We start from the raw sequence: 24,584 nt of genomic DNA, 5'->3' as shown, positions 1-24,584 counted from the left end.
TTTTTTTTATTTTTTCGGTTTTAAGCCCACATACGAGTGAATATCGAGGACATTCGAATACCAGCCGTCCCATTTATTCAAATCGATAAGGCACTGCGAAACGTAGATGTACATCGGGATGACCGCAGCGTCCCGTCCGATCGCAATCGATTCGGCCTTTTCAAGCACTTTCATACGTTCAGGCCCCGCCGGCATACGGGCGGCATCGCTGACGAGCTTATCGAATTCGGGAACGTTGTAGCGTCCGTCGTTGTTTCCGCTGCCCGTCGTCAACAGTTCGAGGAAGTTCGACGGATCTTTATAGTCGCCGATCCAGCCCGCGCGCGCGATTTCGAAGTCGTTCGCCTGCCGCTTTGTCAGGAACGAATTCCATTCCATATTCTGCAATTCGACGTTGATGCCGAGATTTTTCTTCCACTGCTGCTGCACCCATTCGGCGATTTTTTTGTGCTTTTCGTTCGTATTGAAAATATATGTAAGCACGGGGAAGCCCTTACCGTCGGGATAGCCGGCTTCGGCAAGCAGCTTTTTCGCTTCATCGGGGTCGAACGAAAAACCCTTCGGCGGCGTATAGCCTGCCATTTCGGGAACGAAAGCACCGGTCGCAAGCTCTCCGCCCTTCGTTACTTTTTCGACGAGTTCTTTCGTATCGAGAGCGAGGATGAGCGCTTTGCGCACGCGGACATCTTTGAGCGTTTTATTGTTTACGTTGAAAAACGCATAATACGAACCGAGATACGGTGCGCACTGATAATCGTCGCGGAGCACCACTTCATCGATTAAATCCGGGGGGATATGAGCGCTCGACGAGTTCCAATCGATTTCGCCGTTTTTGTATTTGTTGTACGAGGTAACGCTGTCTTCGATCGGCAAAAACGTGATGCGCGACAAAAATATATTTTCTTTGTTCCAATACTTATCGTTCGGAACGACGGTAAGCTTATCCTGCGGCACCCACGATTCGAGTACGAAAGGACCGTTGCCGACGAAGTTTTCTTTTTTAATCCATTCGGAACCGTATTTTTCTATCGCATGCATCGGAAGCGGCGAGAATGCATAGTGCGCCATCATATCGACCGCATAGGGAACGGGACCGACGAGCGTCACTTCAAACGTATAATCGTCGACGGCGCGGATGCCCACGGAACTCGCAGGAGCCTTTCCTTCGTTGTATTCTTTTGCACCCTTGATAACCAAAGCCGGCATATAGCCGTAGACTGCAGCCGTTTTCGGCGACATATAATAGAGCCACGAATCGACAAAGGTTTTCGCCGTAATCGGCGTACCGTCGCTCCATGTCGTTTTGCGCAGATGGAACGTCACAACAGTGTTGTCCGCGCTGCGCTCCCAGCTTTCCGCAACGCCCGGAACGGCTTCGCATGTTTTTACGTCATAGCCGACAAGACCTTCGAACAGCGCCAAAAAAATGCGATGTTCGGGCACACCTTCGATCTGCGTCGGATCGATCGACTGCGGCTCGGCACCGTTGCTGATAATAAACTCGGCGCCTGAAGCGGTCTTTTTGCCGCACGCCGAAAAACACAGCACGGCGGCACAGAGCGCAAGAGCCCATACCGATAGCTTTTTCATATAACCTCCATAAAACTTTTACGGATATATTGTACAAAGTATTTGATTAAATGTCGAGAAAAAAATGTCCGCTGTTGTAAAAAAGAAAATCCGCCGGCTCCGCCGTTCGACACGGCAAAAATACCCGCCGAAAGGCACGATGAGTGGCCGATATTTTTACGCTATGCCTTCGATCTCCGGCTCGCACCGAAACGGTAAAACAATATCCCCAATACAGTCCATGCGATCAAAAAGACGATCGAGCCGTTTTTCAGCCGTGCGGGAGAAGTCGGCCAGAGGAGCAGTGCGATAAACAGCAAACCGATGCCGCACGCAAGAGCGCTCGATACTTTATCGAAAGCGGAAACGCTTTTTTTTATGCCGACGAAACCGACGTATCCGTACGATAACGCCGCGAGTACGGAGGCCATATCGACGATAAGGATGATCACTTCTCTGCCGATCCACGGTCCGATCAAGCTGACGGCTGCGATAAATAAAATCGCCTTCGGATACAAACCCTTTGCGTTTTTTTCTCCCAAAAACGCGGGACTCAATTTTTCGTTTGCGATGGCGCCGAGCAGTTTGCTGCTGCCGATCATAAAGCCGTTTATGCCGCCGGTAACCGCCGAAAAAAGCGCGATCAACATAAACACAAAACCGACCGTCCCCGTTTTTTCCGTCACCGAAGATGCAACCGCCCATTCAAGCTTCGACGCTTTTTCGGGGTCGTAGCTCAAGCCTGCGATCATATTCAAAAGCGCGTAGATGACGACACCGAACACGATCCCGACGACTGCCGTCGCATGCGCTTTTGCAGGCGAAAAACGGAGATCGTTCGACACTTGCGGGATGACATCGAAACCGACGAACAAAAACGGAACGATGGCGACGACCGGAGCGATTTTTGCGGGCGAGATCTGCGATGCCCCGAAATAATTGTGTGAAAAATTTTCCAAATCGCTTTTAGTGAGGATGATAAAAAAGAGAGCAATGACAATGACGACGAGGGATGTGCTCATGACGTTTTGAATGCAGGCACTCAGCGACAGGCCGCGCAAATTGACAAGCGTAAAAACGATGATGGGTATTGAAGCGATAACGATGTCCGAGGCGTACACGTCCGTCCCGCCGATCGTATACAGGTGCCCCCACAGCACCGCGCTGCCGAAAATTTTGCGCAAAATCAGAACGTAGGCAGTCGCGTTGAGCGGTATCATACTCAAATAGCACAGACTCAGCGACCAGCCGACGACAAAGCCGTGAACCTTTCCGAGATTCGAAAGCGCATACGAAAATTCACCGCCTTCGCCGACGTGACACGAAAGCATCACTTGATATGCTTTTTGAATGATCGCGATAAAAAATCCGCCGATGATAAGACCGATTGCCGTGCTCACCACGCCCGCTTTCGGCAGAAAAAAAGTACCCGGCAAAATAAACGAACCCCATCCGATGATCGATCCGATTACGAGATTGAGGACGTCGAATTTTGACAAGCCTTTTTTCGCCGATACCGTATTCATACAAGTTGTCCGAAACCATTGCGATTTTGAATTACAATATAGGAATCATATTATGTCCACTAAAGAAATTAATAAATTCAATGAGATTATAAAGCTAAAAAAATAAGGTAAGCAAAGGCGGTGGGAGTTGAACCGCACTGCCTGTAGCATGTCCGAAGACCCTATGTCCGCTCCTATATTGACTTCTACCTTCGCTTACCTTTTCCTGAATAATACGACCCTCCGTTGCAGAAGTCAAGCCGGATTTTGACAGTCGTTAAAATACCGGCTGTATTTTATTCTCTATACTTCCTTTACGCTCTCACCAGGCATCGGACAAAAGCGGCAAGCCTCACTGCAAACCGTCTTATCGTCTTTGTGCGTTTATACGGCAAGTACGGGCTATATAACGATTTTTCTTTTTACGTTATATTCTACCTATGAACGATTACATCGGATTCGATATCGGCGGAACGAAATGCGCGGTCGTCGCCGCACGTGCGGATTGGGCGAACGATGCGTGTACGATTATCGCACGGGAGCAGATCGCCACAGGCCGCGTACCGTGGCAAAAAACGCTCGATGCGCTTATCGCTGCGGCAAAACACATCATCGCCGAACACTCGCTGCATCCGGCGGCGGCAGGTATCAGCTGCGGCGGTCCGCTCGATGAAAAGGCGGGGCTTGTCATGTCGCCGCCGAATCTTCCCGGCTGGGATGCAGTCCCCATTACAGACTATATTTCAACGCGGCTTTCCGTTCCCGCATTTTTGCAAAACGATGCGAACGCATGCACCGTCGCCGAGTGGAAATTCGGTGCGGGAAAGGGTACGCGCAATCTCATATTTTTGACCTTCGGTACGGGACTCGGAGCGGGACTCATCCTCGACGGCAGGCTCTATGAAGGTACGAACGGACTCGCAGGAGAAGCGGGACACATCAGACTTGCGGAAGAAGGACCGCTCGGTTACGGAAAGCGCGGATCGTTTGAGGGATTCTGTTCCGGAGGCGGCATCGCGCGGCTCGGTCGATCGATGGTGTCGGATGCAAAAAAATCGGGCGAACGATCGGTATTGTTTGCCGTACCGGACGAAGCGATCACCGCAAAAACGATCGCGGAGGCGGCCGATTCCGGAGACGAGCTCGCACGGCGCATCTACGCGCGATCCGGAGAATACCTCGGACGGGGACTCGCCCTTTTGATCGATTTATTAAATCCCGAATGCATCGTCATCGGAAGCATTTTCGCACGCTCGGAAAATCTTTTGCGCGCTTCGATGGAACTCACCGTAGAAAGAGAAGCGCTCGAAGTTCCGCGAAAAAGCTGCCGCATCGTACCCGCCGCGCTCGGAAACGCCATCGGCGATTATGCCGCGATAGCCGCCGCTTGCAAAAACGGATAAGCGAATTGTTCGGGTTCGGGAGCATATACAACCCGATCGAACGGGTGCGGACTGACGCGATCGGATACGGATGTGTCGCCGCACGAATAAAAATTTTTTTAGGACGGGACTTTCGGAAGAACCGGCTTGCTTCGGGGTTTCCGTGCTACCGCACCGCACTCGCAGCAGATCTGCGAGTGCGCCCTCCGCATCCGGCGTAGGATCGAGAAGAAAACTCCGCGTATTTGAATACCGCGCTTTGGAAGCGACTGTCGCAATTTTGCGGGCGCAGCTGTTGATGAGAGCAGCGGTTCACACTTTGCAACAGGAATACAATAACCGGCACTTGTCAAACGCATATTCGTGCAAGCGTTTAAAATACAATGCCCCGGCGCAGAGCGCCGGGGCTGATCGATTACATTACGATATTTTTAAATTCTCACACGCTCATTCGGCACGTTTATTTTTTCGTCAAAACGGAAACGCCCGTATCATAGTAGGCGGGGCTGACCTTTTCACCGTTGAGTACTTTTGCAGCGCTCTTCATACCTTCGTATCCCATCACGTCGGGGTTCTGCGCCATCGTCGCAATGAGAGAACCTCGCTGGATCAAATTCATGATCATATCGGATTTATCGAAACCGACGCCGACTGCAGCGCCGTTCGACTCGGCGATCGCGCTTCCCACACCGACCGTCGAACCTTCGTTCGCACCGAAAAGACCGACACAACCCTGCGCGATAAAATTCGACGCGGCATCTTTCGAACGCGCTGCGTCGCCTTCGCAGTACTGCGTTGCAAGGATTTTGAACTGCGTTCCGACAAACGCGCTGCGGAATCCGTTTTCGCGGTCGAGCGTTGACGTCGTTGCTGCATTCGTGTTGATGATGCCGATCGAGCCAGACGTAATACCCTTTGCCGAAAGCGCTTTGATAAGCTCTTTGCCCGCCGTTACGCCTGCTGCTTTATTGTCCGTCGCGAGCGTCTGCTCTCCGGGAAAATTCGCAGGGCTGTCGACATAAATGAGCTTAACGCCCGCCGCGACCGCTTCTTTCAACGCGGACTGCACCGCCGTCGGACCGTTTGCCGCAAGCAGGATAACATTCGCACCGTCGGCGACCGCATTGTTGATGCACTCGATCTGTTTGTTGTCGTCTTTTACATCGGGAGCAAGCCACTTGTACGTGATGCCGCCGATTTCTTTTACCGCCTTTTCGCAACCCTGATTGACGTTGACCCAGTGCTGGTCCATTTGATCCATCGTGATCAAATAAACTTTTTTCGAACCCGCATCCTGTTTGCCGTTTGCAAATACGGATCCCGCCAAAAGAAGCGCTGCGATGATAAAGGTAATACCTTTTTTCATAATTTCCTCCTGATTGTCTATTATTATTAATAATAATTAATAATATATTCTCTGCATTTTATGCAGCGGAATTCTTTGCCGATTTTTTGCCGACGTGACGACCGGTACGCACGATGATATCGAGCAATACCGAAAGGATAACGATAATGCCGATAACGATATTTCTGATCGCGACCGGTGCACCCGCAAACTGTAATCCGTTTTGCAGCACGCCCCAAATCGACGCGCCGATAACCGTACCGAACAAAAGTCCTTGTCCTCCGAGCGTCGATACGCCGCCGATAACGGACGCCGCGACCGCATACAATTCGTACGCGTTTCCGCTGTCCATCGTACCCATGCCGCTTGTCGCACACGTGATAAGGCCGACTACACACGAAACGAACGACGACACGAGATACGCTTTCAGCGTCGTCGACACGATGTTGACGCCCGAAAGCCGCGCCGCTTCGACATTCGATCCGATCGCGTAGATATGGCGGCCCGTCCGCGTCCGCGTCAATATAAAATTAAAAGCGAACCACAGTACGATCGCTATCCAAATCGTATTGTAAAAGCCGAGCGTTTTTCCGTAATAGAAAAAATTGCGGAAGCCTTCCGCCGCTTCTCCGATCGAATCGGTATTGTAGTTGCCGTTCGCGATCTGCGCAATGCCGCGCGCGATCGTCATCGTACCGAGTGTCGCGATAAACGGAGGCAGCTTGCACAGCGCGACGAGCAATCCGTTTGCGGCACCTATGGCGAGGCAGCACACGAGCGTGATCACGACAGCCGCCCACGGGTTCACACCTTTGGTCATAAGCGTCGCGCTGATCATACAGCTCATGCCGATAAGCGAGCCTATCGACAAATCGATGTTGCCGGTAATGAGTACGTACGACTGCCCTATACCGATGAGCAGTATCGGTGCGATTTGGCGCAAAAGGTTTCCGACGTTGCGGCTGCTGAAAAATACGGGGTTTACGATGCCGAACGCGATACTCAGCACGATAAGCCCCGCCGTGACGGTGAGCACTTGTCCCATGCCGCGAATTTCAAAAAGACGCTTTACGGGATTTTCTTTTTGCATTTCACTCATACTGCTTTTTCCTCTTTTTCGCTTTTTTTATTAAGAAAACGCGTCGCAAGATATAATATTTTTTCCTGTGTCGCTTCCGATGCGGGCATCTCTCCCGTCACACGTCCCTCGCACAGAACGACGATTCTGTCCGCCACGCCTAAAATTTCGGGAAGTTCGCTCGACACGAACACGACGCCCTTTCCTTCCTGCTTGAGCTTGTTCATAAGATTGTATATTTCGACTTTTGCCGCAACGTCTATACCGCGCGTCGGCTCGTCGAATATGATAACGCGGCTTTCCCGCAACAGCCACTTCGCGACAACGAGCTTTTGCTGGTTGCCGCCGGAAAGGGATGCCGCGTCTTTATCGCCGCCTGCCATCTTCAGCGACAGCCGCTTTACCGCATTGTTGAGCATCGCCGCTTCTTTTTTCCGGTCGATGATGCCGAAGCGGTTGCACAAAATATCGAGATTCGGCAGCGCGATGTTTTCTTTGATCGAAAGCTTCGTACACAGTCCGTCTTTTTTTCTATCTTCGGGAGCAAGCACGACGCCCTGCCTGATCGCATCGGTCGGACAGTTGACGAAGATCTCTTTGCCGTCGAGTTCGATAGTGCCGCCGTCTTTCGCGTCGACTCCGAACAGCGCGCGCGTCGACTCCGTCCGTCCCGCTCCCATAAGCCCCGCAATGCCGAGAATCTCGCCTTCGTATACGTCGAACGATACGTCGCGCACCATTTTACCCGACGAAAGATTTTTAATTGAAAATATTTTTTTGCCCTTCGGCGTCGATATGCGCGGAAACTTTTCTTTGATTTCGCGGCCGACCATATTTTTAATAATTTCGTCCATGCGCATATCTTTAAAATTACCGCGTGTGATAAATTTTCCGTCACGCATGATCGTCACGCGGTCGGCGATATCCTGCAGTTCTTCGAGGCGGTGCGATATATAGATGATGCCGACACCCTTTTCTTTCAGCGATTTAATAATACCGAACAGCCGATCGATCTCTTTGCTCGTCAACGCGGACGTCGGTTCGTCCATGATCAAAATCTTCGCATTCGTGTGAAACGCTTTTGCGATTTCGACCATCTGCTGCTTCGACACTTGAAGATTGCCGACAACCGTATCCGGCGTGATGTCGTCCATCTGCAATTCGTCGAGCACTTCCTGCGTGCGCTTTTTCATCTCCCGTTCGTTGAGCACGGAACCTCTACACAGTTCCCGTCCCAAAAAAATATTCTGCGCGACTGTCAGATGCCCGCACATATTTAGTTCCTGATGGATGATCGTAACGCCGAGTTCCTGCGCTTTTTTCGGCGAAAGATTTATTTCGGTGTCTTTGCCGAAAAGCTTCATGCTGCCTTCGTCGCGCGTGTAGACACCGGAGATGATTTTGACAAGTGTCGATTTTCCTGCTCCGTTTTCGCCGAGCAGCGCCATCACTTCGCCTTCTCGCAATTCGAACGACACATCGTCGAGTGCATGCACGCCGAAAAACGATTTGTAGATATGTTGCATATCCACAATTACTTTTTGATTCATAAGAGCCCCTCGTTCTCTGAAACAGTCTCCGATTTATGAAACCGTTCCCATAAATTATACGGCTTCATTTTCGAAAAGTCAAAGAATTTTTTTACATCGAATCGGCGGCCGGAAAACAAATCGCCGGCTACCGGTGCAGCGCCCTGTACAACTCGACCAATACGTCGCGATTATCGGCCGACGTGTAATCGACGGGGCAGCCCATCCTGCTGAACGTTTTCATAAAGCGCAGGTAATACGCGGGATTATCCGCAGGCGGCTCGCCCTTTCCCCAATCCCATGTTTCGCGCTGCAAATCGAATACGTGGATCGCGGCGTCCCGGATCTCTTGCCCGTTTTGAATCGCAACGTTCCTCGCCATCGACAGCGCTTTTTCAAAAATCATCGGACTCATCACCGCCGATCCGATCGACAAATACACGCCGTTTTGCAAACCGCTCACCGATGCAACATAGCGTAAAAAATCGACTTCCGCCGTCCTCCCGATCGCAGCTCCCTTATTCGCTTTGTGCGTATAGATGATATCGTGGCCGAACATCGGATGATCGGTAAACGGCACGCCGTTTTCATAGCAGGCAGCCTGTACGCTGAAACGCTTATACGGATGCGCTATCGCCAAAAAGCGCCCTTCCGGCAGATCGAGGGAACGTATCTCATCGAGAAAATCGGCGGCCGCCGCACGTTTTGAAAGCGGAGCGTTTTTATCGCAGACGACCTTTTCAAGCACTTCGGACGACGGAATATCGATGCCGCCTTTCGAAATCATTTTGCCGACGGCTTCTCCGTAACCGAGCCCTTCGTATGCGCCTGCGGCGATCGCCGCGTTGATCGAAAAGCCCGTCTCCTGCCACGTGCCGAACTGTCCCAGCACGACGTTCGCGCGGACGTCTTCGCTGCTTTGTCCCTGAAACGCAAATTCCCAATCGTGGATGACGCCGGCGCCGTTCGTTGCAAGGTGCGTAAACCATCCTTCCGCAACGAATTTCGAAAGCAGCGGACCGAGCCCGTTTTTGATCGCGTGCGCGCCGAATGCGCACATACGGGAAGCGCCCGCCTCTTTCGCTTTCCGCAATTCGTCCGCAATGCATTCGGCGCGAAGGCGCAATTCGGGAGATGCGTTGCTTTTATACGTTTTTTCATCGACGTAATCGCGTTCGATGAAAACTTTGTTTTTCCTTTCCGACAGCGGGAAATAGCGCATCTCCGACCTGTCGAACAATTTCATCGCACTCATGGCATTCCTTATCAAAAATTATTAACCGATAAAAATATCATCCCAATCGATACAACGCTGTCTCCGCATAATTTTATTTATTTTCAAACCATGCTATTCAATCGATGTACGAAACGGATAGCGAAAATCGCGCACCGATTACGCCCCGCCGTAAATGCGGCGTATCTGCGAAAAATCGGGAATCAATACGTCCGCCCCCGCAAGCACGAGGCGCGCTCTCTTTGCCCGATTGACGCCGAAGCGCTGTTTTTCGTCGGACAAAACGCCGACTGCAAAAAATCCGTTTTCGTGCGCTTCGCGCATTTCGACCGGCCCGTCACCGAAAACCGCGCAGCCTTCCGGACGGATACCCCGCCCTGCAAGCTCTTTAATAATTTTTTGAATGACGATTTTTTTCGGATCGTTTTCAGGATCGCCGACCGAACCGAAGATGCCTCCGGTAAACAGATGCGCATAGCCGAGCAGTTCCGCTTCGCGCACGACGTCGTCGTGATCGCTGCCGCTCGCCAAATACAATTTCGTCCCCGCTTCAAAAAGCGTTTGCAAAAAATCCCGAGCTCCTTTTATCGTTACGTCGTCGGCATTCAATTCACCGCGACGCAGCGCACCGACTTTTTCCTGCATCGATTGTTTTAAGCGCCGGACGAATATCGCTTTATACTCCTCCGCAGAACGGACTGTCTTTGCGAGCCCGTATTTTTCTATGATCGGGATGAGCAGTTGCATTTGAATGATCGTCTGAATACCGGTCGTTTTATCGATAAGCTCTTTGACGTCCGCCGTGATGCGCTTCCGCATACCTTCATCCGCGCTCGCATCCTGCGTCACCGCTTCGACCATGACGGCTTCCATGACACTTTCCCAGCCCTGCCGCAGTACGCTGATCGTTCCGTCGTGATCGAAGATCGCAACCTGCGGATAGACACGGCGATTTTCGAATGCCGCTTCGTCGATAATTTCGATGTACGAATCGGGAAGCGTCCGCGGCTTTTCCGTATAACTCGCAATTTCCGGATGATAGCGAAACATCGCATTGTGCGCGACGGAACGCATATCGGAAAGCGAAGGATGCCCCGTCCGATACATCGTCAAAACGCTTGCCGATGCGCCGAGGTTTGCGGCATCGACGGCATCGAAAAACGAAAGCCCCGAAACGAGGGCCGCGGCCATCGAAGCAATAAACGCATCTCCCGCTCCGACCGTATCGATCGGCTGCGTAAAATCTATGCCGAGTGCACGGCGGCTTTTGCCGTCCTGCACTGCGAGCGCGCCTTCTTTGCCGAGCGTTACGGCGATCGGCTGCATCCAGCGCGCCGAAAGAGAGGCGGCGGCTTTTTCGACCGAGCGTTCGCTTCCGGCTTTTCCGTTATAATACGCGAGCGCTTCACGCTCGTTCATCTTGTAGACGACGTTTTCATAACTTCCGATGCGGTGCCGCGTATCGACGAGCCACATGATTTTTCCCGAAGTCGAAGCGATACGTTTATTGAGTTCGCGTATAAAACGGTCGGTCGTCAAACCGGAAAGCAGCTGTTCGTTTACGATGATGCAACGGTATTCGGAAAGCGACGCATCGAGTTTTTCGAGCAGTTCGTTTTGCGTCGCTTCGGAAACGACATTGAAATTTCCCAAATCGAAACGGGGCAGCTCTTTTCCGTCTTTAATAATTTTGTGGTACATGTTCGTCTGCCAGTCCGTTTTTTGTACGATGATGCCGGAAGTCGAAATTCCGCGTTCTTTGCACAGCGCTTCCAAAATCGCGCCTTCGGCATCCGAGCCCGAAACGCCGTAGAGATCGACTTTGCCGACGCCGAGCGTCCGAAGCGTTTCGGCAACATTGCCCGCGCCTCCGAGATAATACTCGCTCGATTTAACCGATACCGTTTCGAGCCCCGTTTCTACGGAAATTTCGGATACCGCCGAATCGGTAAAATAATAATGATCGATACAGATATCGCCGATAACGGCAACGGATGCGGACGCCAAAGCCGCTTCATCGAATTGATCCAAAAACGAAAGGGTCATATTTTCACCTTTTTAATGAAACCGGTTTCATTAAATCATAGGGCATGTCCGGCCGTCTGTCAATAAAAAATTTTAAGTTGCAAAACGGCAAAATACGGGTGATAATAATTCTATGATCACCATCAACGATGTTGCACACATAGCCGGCGTATCGAAATCGACCGTTTCCCGCGTTATGACGAATCCGTCGATCGTCAAAGCGGAAACGAGAGAAAAAGTACAGCGCGTCATCCGCAAAAAAAATTACGTGCCGAGTACGATCGCACAAAACCTCAGCGGTACGCCGACAAAAACCGTGGGCATCGTCATCAACGAAATGGCGAATTTCTTTTTCGTCGAAATTCTCGAAGGAGTCGACCGCGTACTTTCCGCACACGGATATTCGCTCGAAATCCATTCGTCACAATGGATCGCCGAAAAAGAGAGCGCGCAGATACGCTCGCTCATAAGCAAACGTGCGGACGGCGTGCTGCTCGCCCCGCTTTCGAGTTCGAGCAAAAGCATCAATATGCTGTTAAAAGCGAAGATACCGCTCGTCGTATTCAACTGCATCCCGGATTCGCACCGATGCCCCTACGTCGCATCCGACAATTTTGCAGGAGGCGCACTCGCAGGCGAATACATGAACACACTCGGCGTAAAGCAGTACATCGTCGTATCGGGCTTCGAACACCAAACGATTACGGACAGAGTAAACGGCTGCCTTGCCGCGCTGAAATCGAAGCGCGCCGTCCGTTATGAACACATAAGTACATTTGAAAACGGAGAAAATCTCGTTCCGATTTTAATAAAAAAGAATCGCATCGATACGGTAAAAACCGCGCTCTTTATCACGAACGACAACGTTGCGATCGGAGCGCTGCACAAACTGATCGAAAGCGGCATACGGATCCCCGAACAGGTTTCCGTCATCGGTTACGACGACATAAAGCTCGCAAAACTGTGCAAAGTCGCGTTGACGACAGTTTCGCAAAACGCATCCCGGATCGGAGAAACCGCTGCGGAAAAACTCCTCGACATCATCTCGAAAAAAGATGTGCAAACGGGCACCGTGTACGCACCGTCGATGATCGTGCGGGAATCGAGCGGAATATCGTCCCCGTTCACGTCCCGTACCGAATAGTCGCAGAGGTCATATCGCCTCTCTGTAATTAAAAATATTTTTTAATTTCATTTTCCCGAACAGCCGATATATATCGAAATCCGCGTCGAAAAACAGTACGATTTACGCGCCCCTTTTTTTCGCATCGAGATAGCTTACCGCAGAAAGAGCTGCGATCGTCCCCTCGCCCGCCGACTTGCTGTACTGATACGGCGGACCGACAAGATCGCCGCACGCAAAGCAGTCGGCGACGCTCGTTTCCATGCGGCGGTTTACGCGCACGTGGTTGTTGTCGACTTCGATGCCCGATACGAGCCGGCTCGGAGAAATCGCTTCGCGCAAAATAAAGACGCCGTCCGTGCGGATCTTTCCCGCGTCGGTTACCAACGCTTGCACGGAGGTATCGCCTTCAATCGATTTCGGCACTTCGCGCACGATTTCGATTTTATCCGACACGCGCACATCTCCTTTGTACATCGGAACATAATACGTTTTCGCCGCAAGGTCGGCGAGGAAATTCGCTTCGCTCTCTTCATTCGTGCCGAACGCGATGACGGCAACTGTTTTATTTTTATACAGCGGCGCATCGCAGGTGGCACAGTAGCTTACGCCTTTGCCGAGAAAGCGCTCCTCTCCCGGATAGGGTTTTGCTGCGACGACGCCCGTCGCCAAAATAAGGGCATCCGCTTCGAGCATACCGATCGACGTCTGTAAGCCGAAATAAGTGCCCATCGGATATACCGCCTGCACGCGAGCTTCCGTAATCTCGATCCCCATCGCATCGAGATGGGCATAAAACGCCTTTTGCATATCGCTTCCGGTAATATTCGGCAAACCGAGATAATTTTGTACCGTATGCGCTTTTTCGATTTTTTCGCTTAAACGCTTGCTGCCCAAAAGTACGAAATTTTTATTGCGAATTTTTGCGGTGAGCGCGGCGGACAAACCTGCCGGCCCCGTCCCGATTATCGCGATGTCGTATCGTTCCATGCTTTAAATATACGTATTTATGAGCGCGTACGACAAGGGCGGGGCGACACGAGCGCACGGCTCTTTTTTAATAAATCGAAGATAAGGCCGTCGGAAACGCTGCCGGCGAGCGCAATCGTTATCCAATTTTTTTTGCTCATGTGATACGCATCGTAAAAACCGCGCCGCTTTTTCAGCTCGATACTTTTTTCAGGATCGATTTTTACGTTGATTATTTCGACGATCGCAGCGTCTGCCGAAAGAGAGGCAGCGCGCCCCGACTTTTCGATTTTGCTTTTCGGTATATTCATAATGATTCCGTACCATTTGCGGTTTTCGGGATTTCTGAATACGCCGTAGTCGGGAGCGGTCGAAAACGGAAAATCGATTTTATCACCGAAAAGCTTTTCCGCTTCGCGCGCGATCCGGTTCGCCTGATCCGTCAAAAACGGCTGCGGCATAAAGCACGCGTTTTTAATTTCCCTCAAAAACGCTCGGTAACTTTCGCGCACTTCGTTTACGAACGCACTTTGCCGGCTTTTCGCCCTGAGCGGAAGATAGCGTTCGCCCGCCTGTACGTCGAATACCGAAGCGCTGACATCCCCGCCGCCTGTGACAACGACGTCGGCCGTAAAATCGCCGTTTAAAAATTTTCCGGAAAACGAATACTTCGAGCCGTTTTTAATAAAACCGAATTTCACAAGTTTTGAAAAATCGGGTATCGAGCGCGCAAAGATTTCTTCTTCGATCGTCATGCAAAGTCAGTATACGCCTCTCCTCCGGCGCGCGTCAACGCCCGGCGACAGCTAGCGATACAATCCGCTATAGCTGAAAGTTACCGCCGTTTTTACTTTTTTTATACCGAGAGAGAAAATCGGACAAACGGTGCGCTCTCGCGCACGAATTGCCCAGCTCCTAAATCCGAAGATTTACTCGCTGTATAATTTTAAGGAAGGTTTAAATTGAACGTCTGAGATAGCGCCGTTCAATTTAATTTCGAGTTTTCTTCCGAAAACTCGCGGATGTACGTGTGCGCTTCCGCGCACGAATTCAACATTCTCCAAAATTGATATTTTGTTCGACTGTTGAATTTTAAGGAACGGTTTAAATTGAACTTGTGAAATGGCGCCGTTCAATTTAATTTCGAGTTTTCTTTCGAAAACTCGCGGATGTACGTGTGCGCTTGCGCGCACGAATTGCACGGCTCCTAAATCCGAAGATTTACTCGCTGTGCAATTTTAAGGAACGTTTCCGTAAATTACGGCACTTCGATTTTCGGAATTTGAAAGCCCTTTTTTATCAAAAGCGCGGCAAGCTTTTCGCTTCCGAGATGCATACAATACACGCGTTTCCGTTCCGACACGGGGATTTTCCGTTCGAGCGTCGTATAGCTGCAATGCCCCGCCGCGGCGGTATCGATCGTCGCTTCGTGAAACAAAAGATCGATTTTATTATCGAGAAATTTTTTGAGCACGGGATCGGGAATATCGTGCGCGTCACCGCTGTAATAAAAGCTCGCGCCTTTAAACGAAACTTCGTAACCGAAGCACGCAATCATATCGGAATGAACGACGCGGTAAGGGGTGATGGACAAGTTCCAATCTTCCGGTACCGAAAGATGATGCGTATACTTATCGCCGCTTATGCCGATACATTTTAAAAATCGCTCTATCGCCCGCGTCGGATAAAATATGTCCACCGGCTTCGGCACCACGTGACTGCAAAACGAAAGGATCGTTCCCAAGCTCCCGATATGATCGCTGTGAAGATGCGTAATTATTATTATCACCCGTCGAATACGCTTTGATTGCAAAAGCTTCAGCATACGGGCGTATACGCTTTCGCCGCAGTCGAACATGAAAAGCGTCGTACCGTCTATAAAATAAGCATTTGTGTTTCCGAACGACGCATTGAATGCCGAACCGATGCCTGTAAAATGAAGTACGTTTCTTTTTGCCATTATTTTATTCCCGAAGCAACGAAGCTTTCAATAAATTTTTTCTGGAAAACAAAGAACAAAACTACGAGCGGTATGCTTATGATAAACGTCGCGGCGCATACGTTTGTCCACTGCAATACAGCTTCTTTACTTTTTGCGAACAGCGCGAGCCCGACGGTAAGCGTTCTGTTTTCGACCGAATTCGTAACGATGAGCGGCCACAAAAAATTATTCCAATGATAACTGACCGAAATCAGTCCGAACGAAATATACGCCGTCCGCGCATTCGGAATATAAACGTGCCGGATTATCTGCAGCGTATTGCATCCGTCGATCGTCGCAGCGTCGCTCAACGCCGAAGGTATCGTTTTAAAATGCTGACGAAGTAAAAACGTTCCCATCGCGCTTCCGAGAAAGGGAATCATGATTGCGAGTTTCGTATCGCCCAAATGCAAATCCGAAACGGTCATAAAGTTCGGCATGATCAAAATATCGTTCGGGATAATCATTTGAATAAAGATAATAAGAAAAACGAATCTTTTACCTTTAAATTTTAAGCACGCAAGCGCATACGCTGCAAATGTGATCGTAATAAATTGAATGAGGTATGTGCAGACAACAATCGTTATCGTATTTTTATAATACGTCGGGAACGGTACTTGCTTCCATACGTATGCAATGTTTGCAAGCGTCCAATCGCTGTGCGGAAAAATTTTCATTACGAATGTCGCTTTCGTAAAAGCGGTCAGCACCATCCACACGAACGGAACGAGAAAAAAGACGGCCATAACGGCGCAAATAACATAATAAACGGTTTTTACTTTTTCTTCGTTATGCATATATTCCTCAAACCTTTTCAATTATAATAAATGCGTTTGTCGCTGTTAACAAATTGTCCCATAGATATAATCAGCATTATCACCAGCATGATGACGGTAAGCGCGGACGCTTTTGCCTGGTCGAAGAAAATAAATCCTTGCTGATAAATATAATAGAGCAGCAATGTACTCGCATTGTTCGGCGCGCCTTCCGTCATAATAACAACGTGATCGACGAGCTTCAAACTGTCGGTCAACGCGGTGATCGTGACAAACAAGGTTGTCGGTGCAAGCAGCGGCAGCGTAATCTTTCTGAACGTATAGAATGCAGGCGAACCGTCAAGTATCGCCGCTTCATATAATTCTTTATCGAGATTTTGCAAACCGGAAAGAAAAAATATCATCAGATACCCGGCTTCACGCCATACGTACATAAAAGCCATTGCCGGCAGTACCGTTTTTTTATCGGAGAGAACGCCGAGCGGTTTCAAACCGATTCCGGTAAGCAGTTGATCGAACATTCCCGTTTCGGGCATATAGATGAAAAGCCAAATACTCGCAATCGCTATCATCGGCATAACGACGGGATAAAAAAACGACGTACGAAAAAAGCCGATAAATTTCATATTCTTTTTATTGACAAGCATGGCAAGCATAAGTCCGATGATAAAAGCCGGCACAACGGTCAACACGGAAAAGTACAGCGTATTGCGCATGACTTTCCAAAACAGTTCGCTCTTCGCGAATTCGATATAATTATGCAGTCCGATAAACTGCGGCTTCGGCATACCGATTTCGAACGCCGTCAATCCGAGATAGGCGCTTTTCAGTATGGGCCAGACGGTAAATATAAACATAAAGAACAACGTCGGAGCAAGCATGAGCCAGCCTTTTACCGCATCGTTCATCCGTCTGTATTTTCTTTTTTGCAATTCCATAGTTATTCCCTACAACAAGGGGCTGTCCCGAGAGTTATTCAAAACTTCAGCAAGGACAGCCCCGCACATTTTATAATTCCAGCCGTTTACCAAAACCGCTTCAGATCGGCATCGGCGTCTTTCTGCGCATCGGCGAGCGCTTTTGCCGGCGTCTTTTCTCCGGTGATTGCGCTTTGAATCGCATCGTTAAGAATTCTCCACGATTTCGTCGAGTTATATGTAGTCAGTTCCGGTTTACTGATGGGAATCTGATCGTATGCAACGCGCGCTTGCGGAAGTTTCGCATAGTAATCTTTTATCTGCTGCGTATTGAGCGCAGATTTTCTCGTTACGACATATCCCGTGTCGACGCTCCACTGAGCCGCGCGTTCGGGAGCCGTTGCGAATTTAATAAATTCCCATGCGGCTTTTTGGCGCTCTTTTGAAATACCCTTTGAAATATAAAAATTTCCGCCGCCCGTAGGAGCTGCTTGACGCTTGTTACCCGGAAGGAAGCAAACTCCGTAATTGAACGTCGCATTTTTGCTGATGTTTCCGAGATTTCCCGTCGTATGATAAATCATCGCGACTTTGCCGCTCAAAAATTGTCCCGGCAAATCCGTCCACTGAACAATACCAGACTGCATGCATTTATATTTATTTTGCAGATCGCACCAGAACTGCAGCGCTTCGACATTTTCCGGAGTATCGAACAGAGCGTGTTTACCGTCTGCGCTCATGAGGTTTGCTCCGTCTTTCGAATTCTGCAAACAGAATCCCGTAAATTGCCACTGTGCGCTGCCGCTGTTGAGCGCAATGCCGACTCCGTAGCGTGCAACCTGTCCGTCGCTTCCGACTTTTGTTAATTTTTGCGCATAGTTCGCCAGTTCCGTCCACGTCTTCGGCGGCTTTTCAGGATCGAGTCCGACTTCTTTAAATGCATCCTTGTTGTAGAACATGATTTCGGTACTCCGCTGAAACGGGATACTCACGATTTTTCCTTCGACGTAGGAGTCTTCCATAAATCCGGAAAGGAAATCGTCAATATACGCTTTGCCCGCCGCTCCGTCGGCAGCGATCAAATCGTCGAGAGCGATAACGGCATTTTGTACCCACATAGAATAGCGCTGCGTTGCAAGGCTGATAAACAGATCGGGAGGATTTTTGCCCTGCACAGCAGTTTGAATTTTCACGACGGTATCGTCGTAGTTGCCGGTATAGACGGGTTTTACGATCGCTTCGGGATGCAGTTCGTTCCAATCGTTGCAAATTTTATCGACGAATTTCGTAACGGCTCCGCCGACATTGACCGGAAAGAAAAAGGTCATCTCGATATTTTTTCCCTCGGCCGAATCGCCGGTCCCGAGTGCGAACGACATCGAGCCGACCAGACAGAATACAGCCAAAGCGGCTGCCAACAATTTTTTCATACGTCCTCCTGCAGATAGTGCGATACGCGCACCGATACGGCAGCTTCGAAAACCTGCATTTTCTGCAATGCCGTATTATATAAAGTATATACCATGAATTGGTACGTGTCAAATTATTTTTTTTACAAAATCCTTGTTTTTTTTAGATTTTAATACATTTGTATAGTATTTCTAGAATTTTTGCCATGACCGCAGCCAAAATATCTCAATTTTTGCTCGAATGCCGAGCTTGGAAAATATCAGCTGACATTTTTGCTATTTCGGTCGATTAAATGCGGCATCGAGATTTTTTTGCGCTTCGGCGATCGCGGAATCGACGTCCAAAATACCGAACAGCGCCGAACGGATGGACGAGCCGAGTATCTTTTCAAATCGATATTCGTTAAATGCGGCGTTCGGCACTTCGTCGTGGCGCCGTCCGTCGGCCATCGCCGCGTCGACCCCCGCTATCCACGGATACAAACTCAAAATATCGATATCGGACAATAATTTTTTATTGTTGATATAGCCGCCGAGATACGAAATCATCGAAGCAGTGTGATCGGAGTACAGCCATAAAAAAAATTCGCGGACAGCGTCGAGCTTCGCGGTATTTTTGGAAATGCCGATGCTGCCTCCGCCCAAAAGCGGAAAGCCGCCGGGTACTTGCGAAAAACCGATTTTATTGACAAATTCGGAATTTTTATAGTGCATGATTGCGGACGCATAATTGCAAAAGACGACGGTCATAGCCGTGCTTCCCGACGCGAATTCGCTCATCGCTTCCGACCACCAGTTCAGCGTATGCTTCGGAATGCACTCAGCGCTTTTTATGTGCTCGATCAACGCTTTACGGAAAAGCGGATCGGTAACGTTTATGCGGCCCGCATCGTCGTAAAAGCGGCCGCCGTATGAACGGTAGCGCGGCAAAAATTCGCAAGCCGCAGTTGCCGACGAACCGATCACTAACGACGTGCCGTAATCGGTGGGAGATTTTTCATTCCGCGTTTTCGTAAAAAACGACGCGATCTCATCGTATTCGGCATAGGTTTTCGGAAGGGTGAGCTGCCGCTTCGTCGCTTCAAAAAAAGAGCGGCGTATGAGGCTGTCTTCAAAGAGATCTTTCCGATAATACAGCATCTGCACGCTTATATCGAAGGGTAAGGCGACGATTTTATTTTCCGAATAATAATAATCGCGCGGAATTTTCGTCGAAAAAGATTCGGAGATCGTTTTATAGGGATCGGTTTCGAGATCGATCGGCAAAAAAATCGCTCCGCCGATTTCGGTCAGCCACATCATATCGAGCCGTATCAAATCGTACGCTTTGCTGTCTTTGCTCTCCGCTGCCGCTTTGTACAATTCGTCGTACGGCATTGTGATGATTTTCAGCGCGATACCCGTTTTCGCGGCAAAAGACGGAGCGAGAGCTTTCAGCGCATAGGCCGTAGGACTGTTCAACGTAAGCAAATTGATCTGCTCGCGCTTTGCGATGCGGCGGGTCGGTTCGCTCGAATTCAAAAAGCCGTCGGCGGGAAAGATACATTCTTTTTCCGTCTCCGATGTTTTATGCAAAATGCGCTGTGCGATTCGGCAGCCGAGATATTTATAATTCAATTCATACAATACTGCCCCGAATCCGTGCATCATCGATTTATTTGTTACGGTAAAAATTTGCAAAGGAGAAGCGGGATTGTAATACGCATGAGCGGTTTTCACATATTCTTCGTTTTCATGTCCGAAAACAAGTACGGCATCGAACGCGGCATCATCCGATACGATCGCAAACGCCGTATTCGCGCACATCGACTCTTCCGAATAAAAAACCGAACAGCGGCAGCCGGCATTTTTTAAAACCGAAATACAGCCGCGGACGAAGTCTTCGTTGCAGCTGTATCGTGCCGGGCCGCAAAACACGGCAACCTTCCGCCGTCCGTTTTTTACGGCGCTTTCGGCAAGCTCCGTACCCGCACGCTCAAAATCGAAAGCGTAAAAAAACGCGTCGGGATCGGACACGCGGCGTTCCACATAAAAAAGCATCGAATCTTTATACCGTGCAATACGCTGCAGGGAAGCGCTTATGACGATGAGCGCGCTCGGATTTTCCGCGCATATCGTATCGACGAGCCTCGTTTCCTTTTCGCCGGAATCGTCGGTACTGTAAATCGTAAGATCGTAATCGGAATCGTTCAGTACAAAGGCGACGCCCGCATACAGATCTCCGTATCGTTTTATATGCAGCTTCGGTACGATGATTGCGACTCTGTTCGTCTTTCCCTGTTTCAGCTGCTTCGCCTGCGCATTGGGTTTAAACCCCAGCTGCCGTACGGCATTTTCGACGAGATTGATTTTTTGTACGCTGACGTTTCCTTTTTTATTGAGCACGTTCGAAACGGTTCCGTGAGAAACACCTGCAAGATTTGCAATGTCTTTAATCGTCGCCATAGGCTTTTTCCGTCAGCTGCTCCGGCCGCATCCTGAACTGCGCGGGAGACGCGCCGAAATATTTTCGAAACAGCACGTAAAAATATTGACTGTTCGATATGCCGATCCGCTCGGCGATCTCTTTTATCGTCAAATCGGTTTCCAGCAAAAGCCGCTTTGCATGCGCCATCCGCGCTTCATTGATATAATTTGCGATCGAAATATTTTCCGACGCTTTAAACAATTTCGAAACATAGGTATCGGACAAGCCGAGACTGTCCGCGATCGCCTTTGAAGAAAGCTGTGCATCGTACAATTGCTCGTCGACGATCCGTTTGATCCGTTCGGCCGTTTTCTTTTGCTTTTGCTTATGCTGCTCTTCGCTCTGCGCACAGATCTTTTCCATAAGCGCATAATACTCCGCATCTATGTCCGAAATATCTTTCGCCTGTTCGATGACGAGCGCGATGCGGTCGGCGCTGTCGTACAACCGTTCCTCTTTTTCGGCGGAGGGCGTACCGTCCAACGCGGCCGTAAGGTTTACATAAAGGCGCTTCAAATTAAACACGATCGCGGCGTATCGGTATTCGCAGAGTTCGCGTACCGTATCGCCGTAAGAGGCTTCCGCCGCCGCACGGTTACCGGCCCGGAGCGCCTGCATCAATTTCGCTTCGATCGCTTCCGGATAGCGCATGCCGCTTTTCCGCGTATCGATATAACGCTCATACGCCGCCCCTTTTTCGCGGTAAAAGATGCGCGCCGCATACAATTCCCGAAGTCGTGTAAAAGAACGGTACATATCGCACGCGCCGCAGATTTTTTCGGAAATAACCGCAAAGGCTTTTTTGTTCCCCGCGATGCGCTCAAAATATGCGGACGCTTTTTCTTCGCTCGAAAACTGAACGATAAACGCAAAGAGATCGTCGACGGCAACGCGTTCCGCCGCACACGGAGCATCCCCTTGCCGCGCGGTTTCCGCCGGCGCACATTTTACAGATTCGGCGGCGGATTTTTCTGCCGCCGCCGATGCCGGTTGCGCTGCCGTTCGTTCGACACCCGGCAAAAGTTCGGACGCGGTTAAAACGATGTACAGCGGATGCGATGTATCGAGCTCGGTTTCACAGCCGCCGAAAGCCGTTTGCAAATCGACATCGTCCGGAGCGGGAGAGGTAAGCAGCTGTTTCAGATATTCCCGCTTTAATATGGAAGCGGATGCTTCTTTGCTTACGAGCTCTTTTTGAAGATACTGATCGATATTATTAAAAACCGCATCTTCACCGGAAACGTTCTGCCCTGTTTGTACGGCAAAAAAATTAACAACTTTTTTGAGCGGAACGTAAAAGCGTATCAATATGAGCAGCGAAACGAAAAGCCAGCTTATGAGGATAATCGCGGCAACCTGTACGGCGGTCGTCCGAAAACTTTCGAGTTCGTACGAAAGCCTGTCGGCGTCGATGCAGCGTATATAGTAGAGCTGCGGGTCTGCAAGATACGAATAGATAAACGATGTGTCTCTCACCTTCTTTCCCGCCGCATACCCCGATGCGCGCGGTTTTACCGTTATGTAGCCCGAAAGTGCCGAAGCGTTCCGTATCGCCGAAAAATCGCAGGAAGCCGTATTTTCGGAAACGACATCGGGAAACACGATTTCATCGGTATCGAGGCGGTAGAGCACGCAGTTGTCGTACGGAAATTGAAAATACAATTTATTAAATTCTTTTGCGTCGAAATTGACCATCATCGCATTCGTGCATACGCCACGGGCGTCCGTTTCCGAAATGATAAGCGAATACACATCGCCCCTCCAAATCAAATACGGATAACTCGCGTCCTTTGAGGTCAGCAATTCGACGGCCCCCCTGTCGGGAAAATCGCCGCACGTATCGGAACCCGTTTCCTTTGTCGAATAGACGTATGCGCGGCGAGCGTTGTACACGTACACCGAATCGATAAAGCCGTTCGAGCTCGTAAACGAATTCAATACCCTGATCGCGAGTATCGCGTCAAAATTGGAAACGTCGGCCTGTGTGCGCAGTTTCGTTACTTGGGGATTGTAAAAGTTCTGATATGTGCAGGCGGTCAGCATCGTGTGCACTTGTTTTGCCGTGCTGTCGGCATACTGCACGAGTTCGCCGGTCATATTGGAAATGGCGCGCAGTACCATTTTTTCGTGCGCCGCGCTCAAAATCGCGACGACGACGACAAAGGACAGAGCTGCAGTGAGAAAGTGAAACAGCCACGTAAATGCCGCGTAATACGAAGTAGAACTTTTCATACTCATCGAAAGCAAAAACCTGCTTTTAATAAGTATAGCACAAATGCGCCGCTTTTTCAGCACTCGAGTCCCGCATCCGGCACTGTGCCGTCGGGAGCGCTTTGCGCATAAACTTTACGCAAGCACTCCGCGCAATTATACGAATTGGCGACGGGCGCGCAGCTTGCAACGAGCGTACGGCACAGGAAACTTACATTTTACAAAAAACTCCGAAATCGCAATATCTTCGCGATATATATAACGGAGGTCATTTATGCACAAAAGTTTTGACGATCTGACTATCGCCGACGATTTTATGTTCTGTAAAATCATGCAGGATGAAGGTATTTGTAAAGAATTCCTCGAAATGGTCTTGGCAAATGAGATCGGGAAGATTGCCTACCTGTCGCCACAAAACACCGTAGCGACCGGCGTTGCAGCAAAGTCGGTACGCCTCGACTTACTTGTAAAAGACGAAGCGGGCAAATCTTACGATATCGAAATGCAGGTATCGAACGAACACAATATCCCGAAACGTATGCGATACTATCAAGCAGCGATTGACATAGCATTCTTGGACAAGGGAACGCATTACAAAGCCTTAAACGACTGCTACATTATTTTCGTCTGCCTTTTCGATGCACTCGGCAAAGGCCGGCCGCTTTACACCTTTGAAAACATCTGCATTGAAAACCGGCAAACGCCCTTACAAGACGGTACAAAAAAGATTATAATAAACGCGGAAGCTTTTAATAAAACCAAGGATGCGGAGCTCAAAGGTTTTTTGGAATATCTCAAGACAGGAGCCGCAAATACGGAATATACAGGGAGGATAGAAACGATGATACAAACTGTAAAAAAAAGTGAACAGGCACGGCAGGAATACCGCTTTATGTCGGGGTTTGAAATGGATGCCCGGGATAAAGGCTTTGCCGAAGGTTCATATCAAAAAGCCATTGAAACGGCAAAGTTGATGCGCGCTCACAATTATCAAGTGGCGGAAATTTGCGCAATGACCGGCCTCAGCGAAGCGGAAGTGGAAAAGCTGTAAACTTGGATGCAAA

At 49.7% G+C, this 24,584-nt stretch carries 18 protein-coding genes; 3 read left to right on the top strand and 15 right to left on the bottom strand.

Going from position 1 to position 24,584, the window contains the following annotated elements; translation table 11 throughout:
- Window positions 1-6: 6 nt before the first annotated feature.
- Complete coding sequence (locus H9I36_RS04920; protein WP_187384263.1) at window positions 7-1,590, bottom strand: peptide ABC transporter substrate-binding protein; 1,584 nt, start codon at window positions 1,588-1,590, stop codon at window positions 7-9.
- A gap of 161 nt (window positions 1,591-1,751) precedes the next feature.
- The gene (locus H9I36_RS04915) at window positions 1,752-3,095 is read right to left on the bottom strand and encodes an APC family permease (protein ID WP_187384262.1); all 1,344 of its coding nucleotides are present in this window, start codon (window positions 3,093-3,095) and stop codon (window positions 1,752-1,754) included.
- A 419-nt stretch (window positions 3,096-3,514) separates the two neighbouring features.
- Here H9I36_RS04915 and H9I36_RS04910 point away from each other — a divergent pair, with 419 nt between their 5' ends.
- Entirely contained in the window at window positions 3,515-4,477 is a 963-nt protein-coding gene (locus tag H9I36_RS04910) for an ROK family protein (RefSeq protein ID WP_187384261.1), read from the top strand.
- Between the two features lie 439 nt (window positions 4,478-4,916).
- Here H9I36_RS04910 and H9I36_RS04905 read toward each other — a convergent pair whose 3' ends face one another.
- From H9I36_RS04905 to H9I36_RS04885, 5 genes are all read right to left on the bottom strand, one after another.
- Window positions 4,917-5,822 (bottom strand): substrate-binding domain-containing protein, encoded by a 906-nt coding sequence (locus H9I36_RS04905; RefSeq protein ID WP_187384260.1) that lies wholly within the window; start codon window positions 5,820-5,822, stop codon window positions 4,917-4,919.
- Between the two features lie 58 nt (window positions 5,823-5,880).
- Window positions 5,881-6,891 carry an ABC transporter permease gene (locus H9I36_RS04900; RefSeq protein ID WP_370586948.1) on the bottom strand — a complete coding sequence of 337 codons (1,011 nt, stop codon included), beginning with the start codon at window positions 6,889-6,891 and terminating at the stop codon, window positions 5,881-5,883.
- A gap of 5 nt (window positions 6,892-6,896) precedes the next feature.
- Window positions 6,897-8,429 (bottom strand): sugar ABC transporter ATP-binding protein, encoded by a 1,533-nt coding sequence (locus H9I36_RS04895; RefSeq protein WP_187384258.1) that lies wholly within the window; start codon window positions 8,427-8,429, stop codon window positions 6,897-6,899.
- 127 nt (window positions 8,430-8,556) lie between these two features.
- The gene (locus H9I36_RS04890) at window positions 8,557-9,663 is read right to left on the bottom strand and encodes a GSU2086 family protein (RefSeq protein WP_255422661.1); all 1,107 of its coding nucleotides are present in this window, start codon (window positions 9,661-9,663) and stop codon (window positions 8,557-8,559) included.
- A 138-nt stretch (window positions 9,664-9,801) separates the two neighbouring features.
- Window positions 9,802-11,688, bottom strand: a complete 1,887-nt coding sequence (locus H9I36_RS04885) for a PfkB family carbohydrate kinase (protein WP_187384257.1) — start codon at window positions 11,686-11,688, stop codon at window positions 9,802-9,804.
- A 112-nt stretch (window positions 11,689-11,800) separates the two neighbouring features.
- On the opposite strand from H9I36_RS04885, the gene H9I36_RS04880 reads away from it, so the two are divergent.
- The gene (locus H9I36_RS04880) at window positions 11,801-12,811 is read left to right on the top strand and encodes a LacI family DNA-binding transcriptional regulator (protein ID WP_187384256.1); all 1,011 of its coding nucleotides are present in this window, start codon (window positions 11,801-11,803) and stop codon (window positions 12,809-12,811) included.
- Window positions 12,812-12,913: 102 nt separating this feature from the next.
- On the opposite strand, the gene H9I36_RS04875 is transcribed toward H9I36_RS04880, so the two are convergent.
- The 8 genes from H9I36_RS04875 to H9I36_RS04840 form a co-directional block, all read right to left on the bottom strand.
- Window positions 12,914-13,780, bottom strand: coding sequence for an NAD(P)/FAD-dependent oxidoreductase (locus tag H9I36_RS04875; RefSeq protein ID WP_187384255.1), 867 nt, complete (start codon window positions 13,778-13,780; stop codon window positions 12,914-12,916).
- Between the two features lie 17 nt (window positions 13,781-13,797).
- Complete coding sequence (locus H9I36_RS04870) at window positions 13,798-14,514, bottom strand: MmcQ/YjbR family DNA-binding protein (protein ID WP_187384254.1); 717 nt, start codon at window positions 14,512-14,514, stop codon at window positions 13,798-13,800.
- Window positions 14,515-15,017: 503 nt separating this feature from the next.
- A complete protein-coding gene (locus H9I36_RS04865) occupies window positions 15,018-15,719 on the bottom strand; it encodes an MBL fold metallo-hydrolase (RefSeq protein WP_187384253.1) in 702 nt (233 codons plus the stop codon).
- Complete coding sequence (locus tag H9I36_RS04860) at window positions 15,719-16,537, bottom strand: carbohydrate ABC transporter permease (RefSeq protein ID WP_187384252.1); 819 nt, start codon at window positions 16,535-16,537, stop codon at window positions 15,719-15,721. Before H9I36_RS04860 ends, H9I36_RS04865 begins: the two co-directional genes overlap by 1 nt.
- Before the next feature lie 17 nt (window positions 16,538-16,554).
- Window positions 16,555-17,454, bottom strand: a complete 900-nt coding sequence (locus H9I36_RS04855) for a carbohydrate ABC transporter permease (RefSeq protein ID WP_187384251.1) — start codon at window positions 17,452-17,454, stop codon at window positions 16,555-16,557.
- 86 nt (window positions 17,455-17,540) lie between these two features.
- The gene (locus H9I36_RS04850; protein ID WP_187384250.1) at window positions 17,541-18,863 is read right to left on the bottom strand and encodes an ABC transporter substrate-binding protein; all 1,323 of its coding nucleotides are present in this window, start codon (window positions 18,861-18,863) and stop codon (window positions 17,541-17,543) included.
- A gap of 255 nt (window positions 18,864-19,118) precedes the next feature.
- Window positions 19,119-21,287 carry an extracellular solute-binding protein gene (locus tag H9I36_RS04845; RefSeq protein ID WP_187384249.1) on the bottom strand — a complete coding sequence of 723 codons (2,169 nt, stop codon included), beginning with the start codon at window positions 21,285-21,287 and terminating at the stop codon, window positions 19,119-19,121.
- Window positions 21,274-23,541 (bottom strand): helix-turn-helix transcriptional regulator, encoded by a 2,268-nt coding sequence (locus tag H9I36_RS04840; protein ID WP_187384248.1) that lies wholly within the window; start codon window positions 23,539-23,541, stop codon window positions 21,274-21,276. Before H9I36_RS04840 ends, H9I36_RS04845 begins: the two co-directional genes overlap by 14 nt.
- A gap of 253 nt (window positions 23,542-23,794) precedes the next feature.
- Between H9I36_RS04840 and H9I36_RS04835 the strand changes: the two genes are divergently transcribed.
- Complete coding sequence (locus tag H9I36_RS04835) at window positions 23,795-24,571, top strand: Rpn family recombination-promoting nuclease/putative transposase (protein ID WP_187384247.1); 777 nt, start codon at window positions 23,795-23,797, stop codon at window positions 24,569-24,571.
- Window positions 24,572-24,584: the final 13 nt, after the last annotated feature.

Source organism: Treponema sp. Marseille-Q4130, assembly GCF_014334325.1.
In the GTDB taxonomy this organism is placed as follows: Bacteria; Spirochaetota; Spirochaetia; order Treponematales; family Treponemataceae; genus Treponema_D.
Note: the sequence above shows the minus strand (reverse complement) of the source record. Positions and strands in the feature narration are given on the sequence as shown.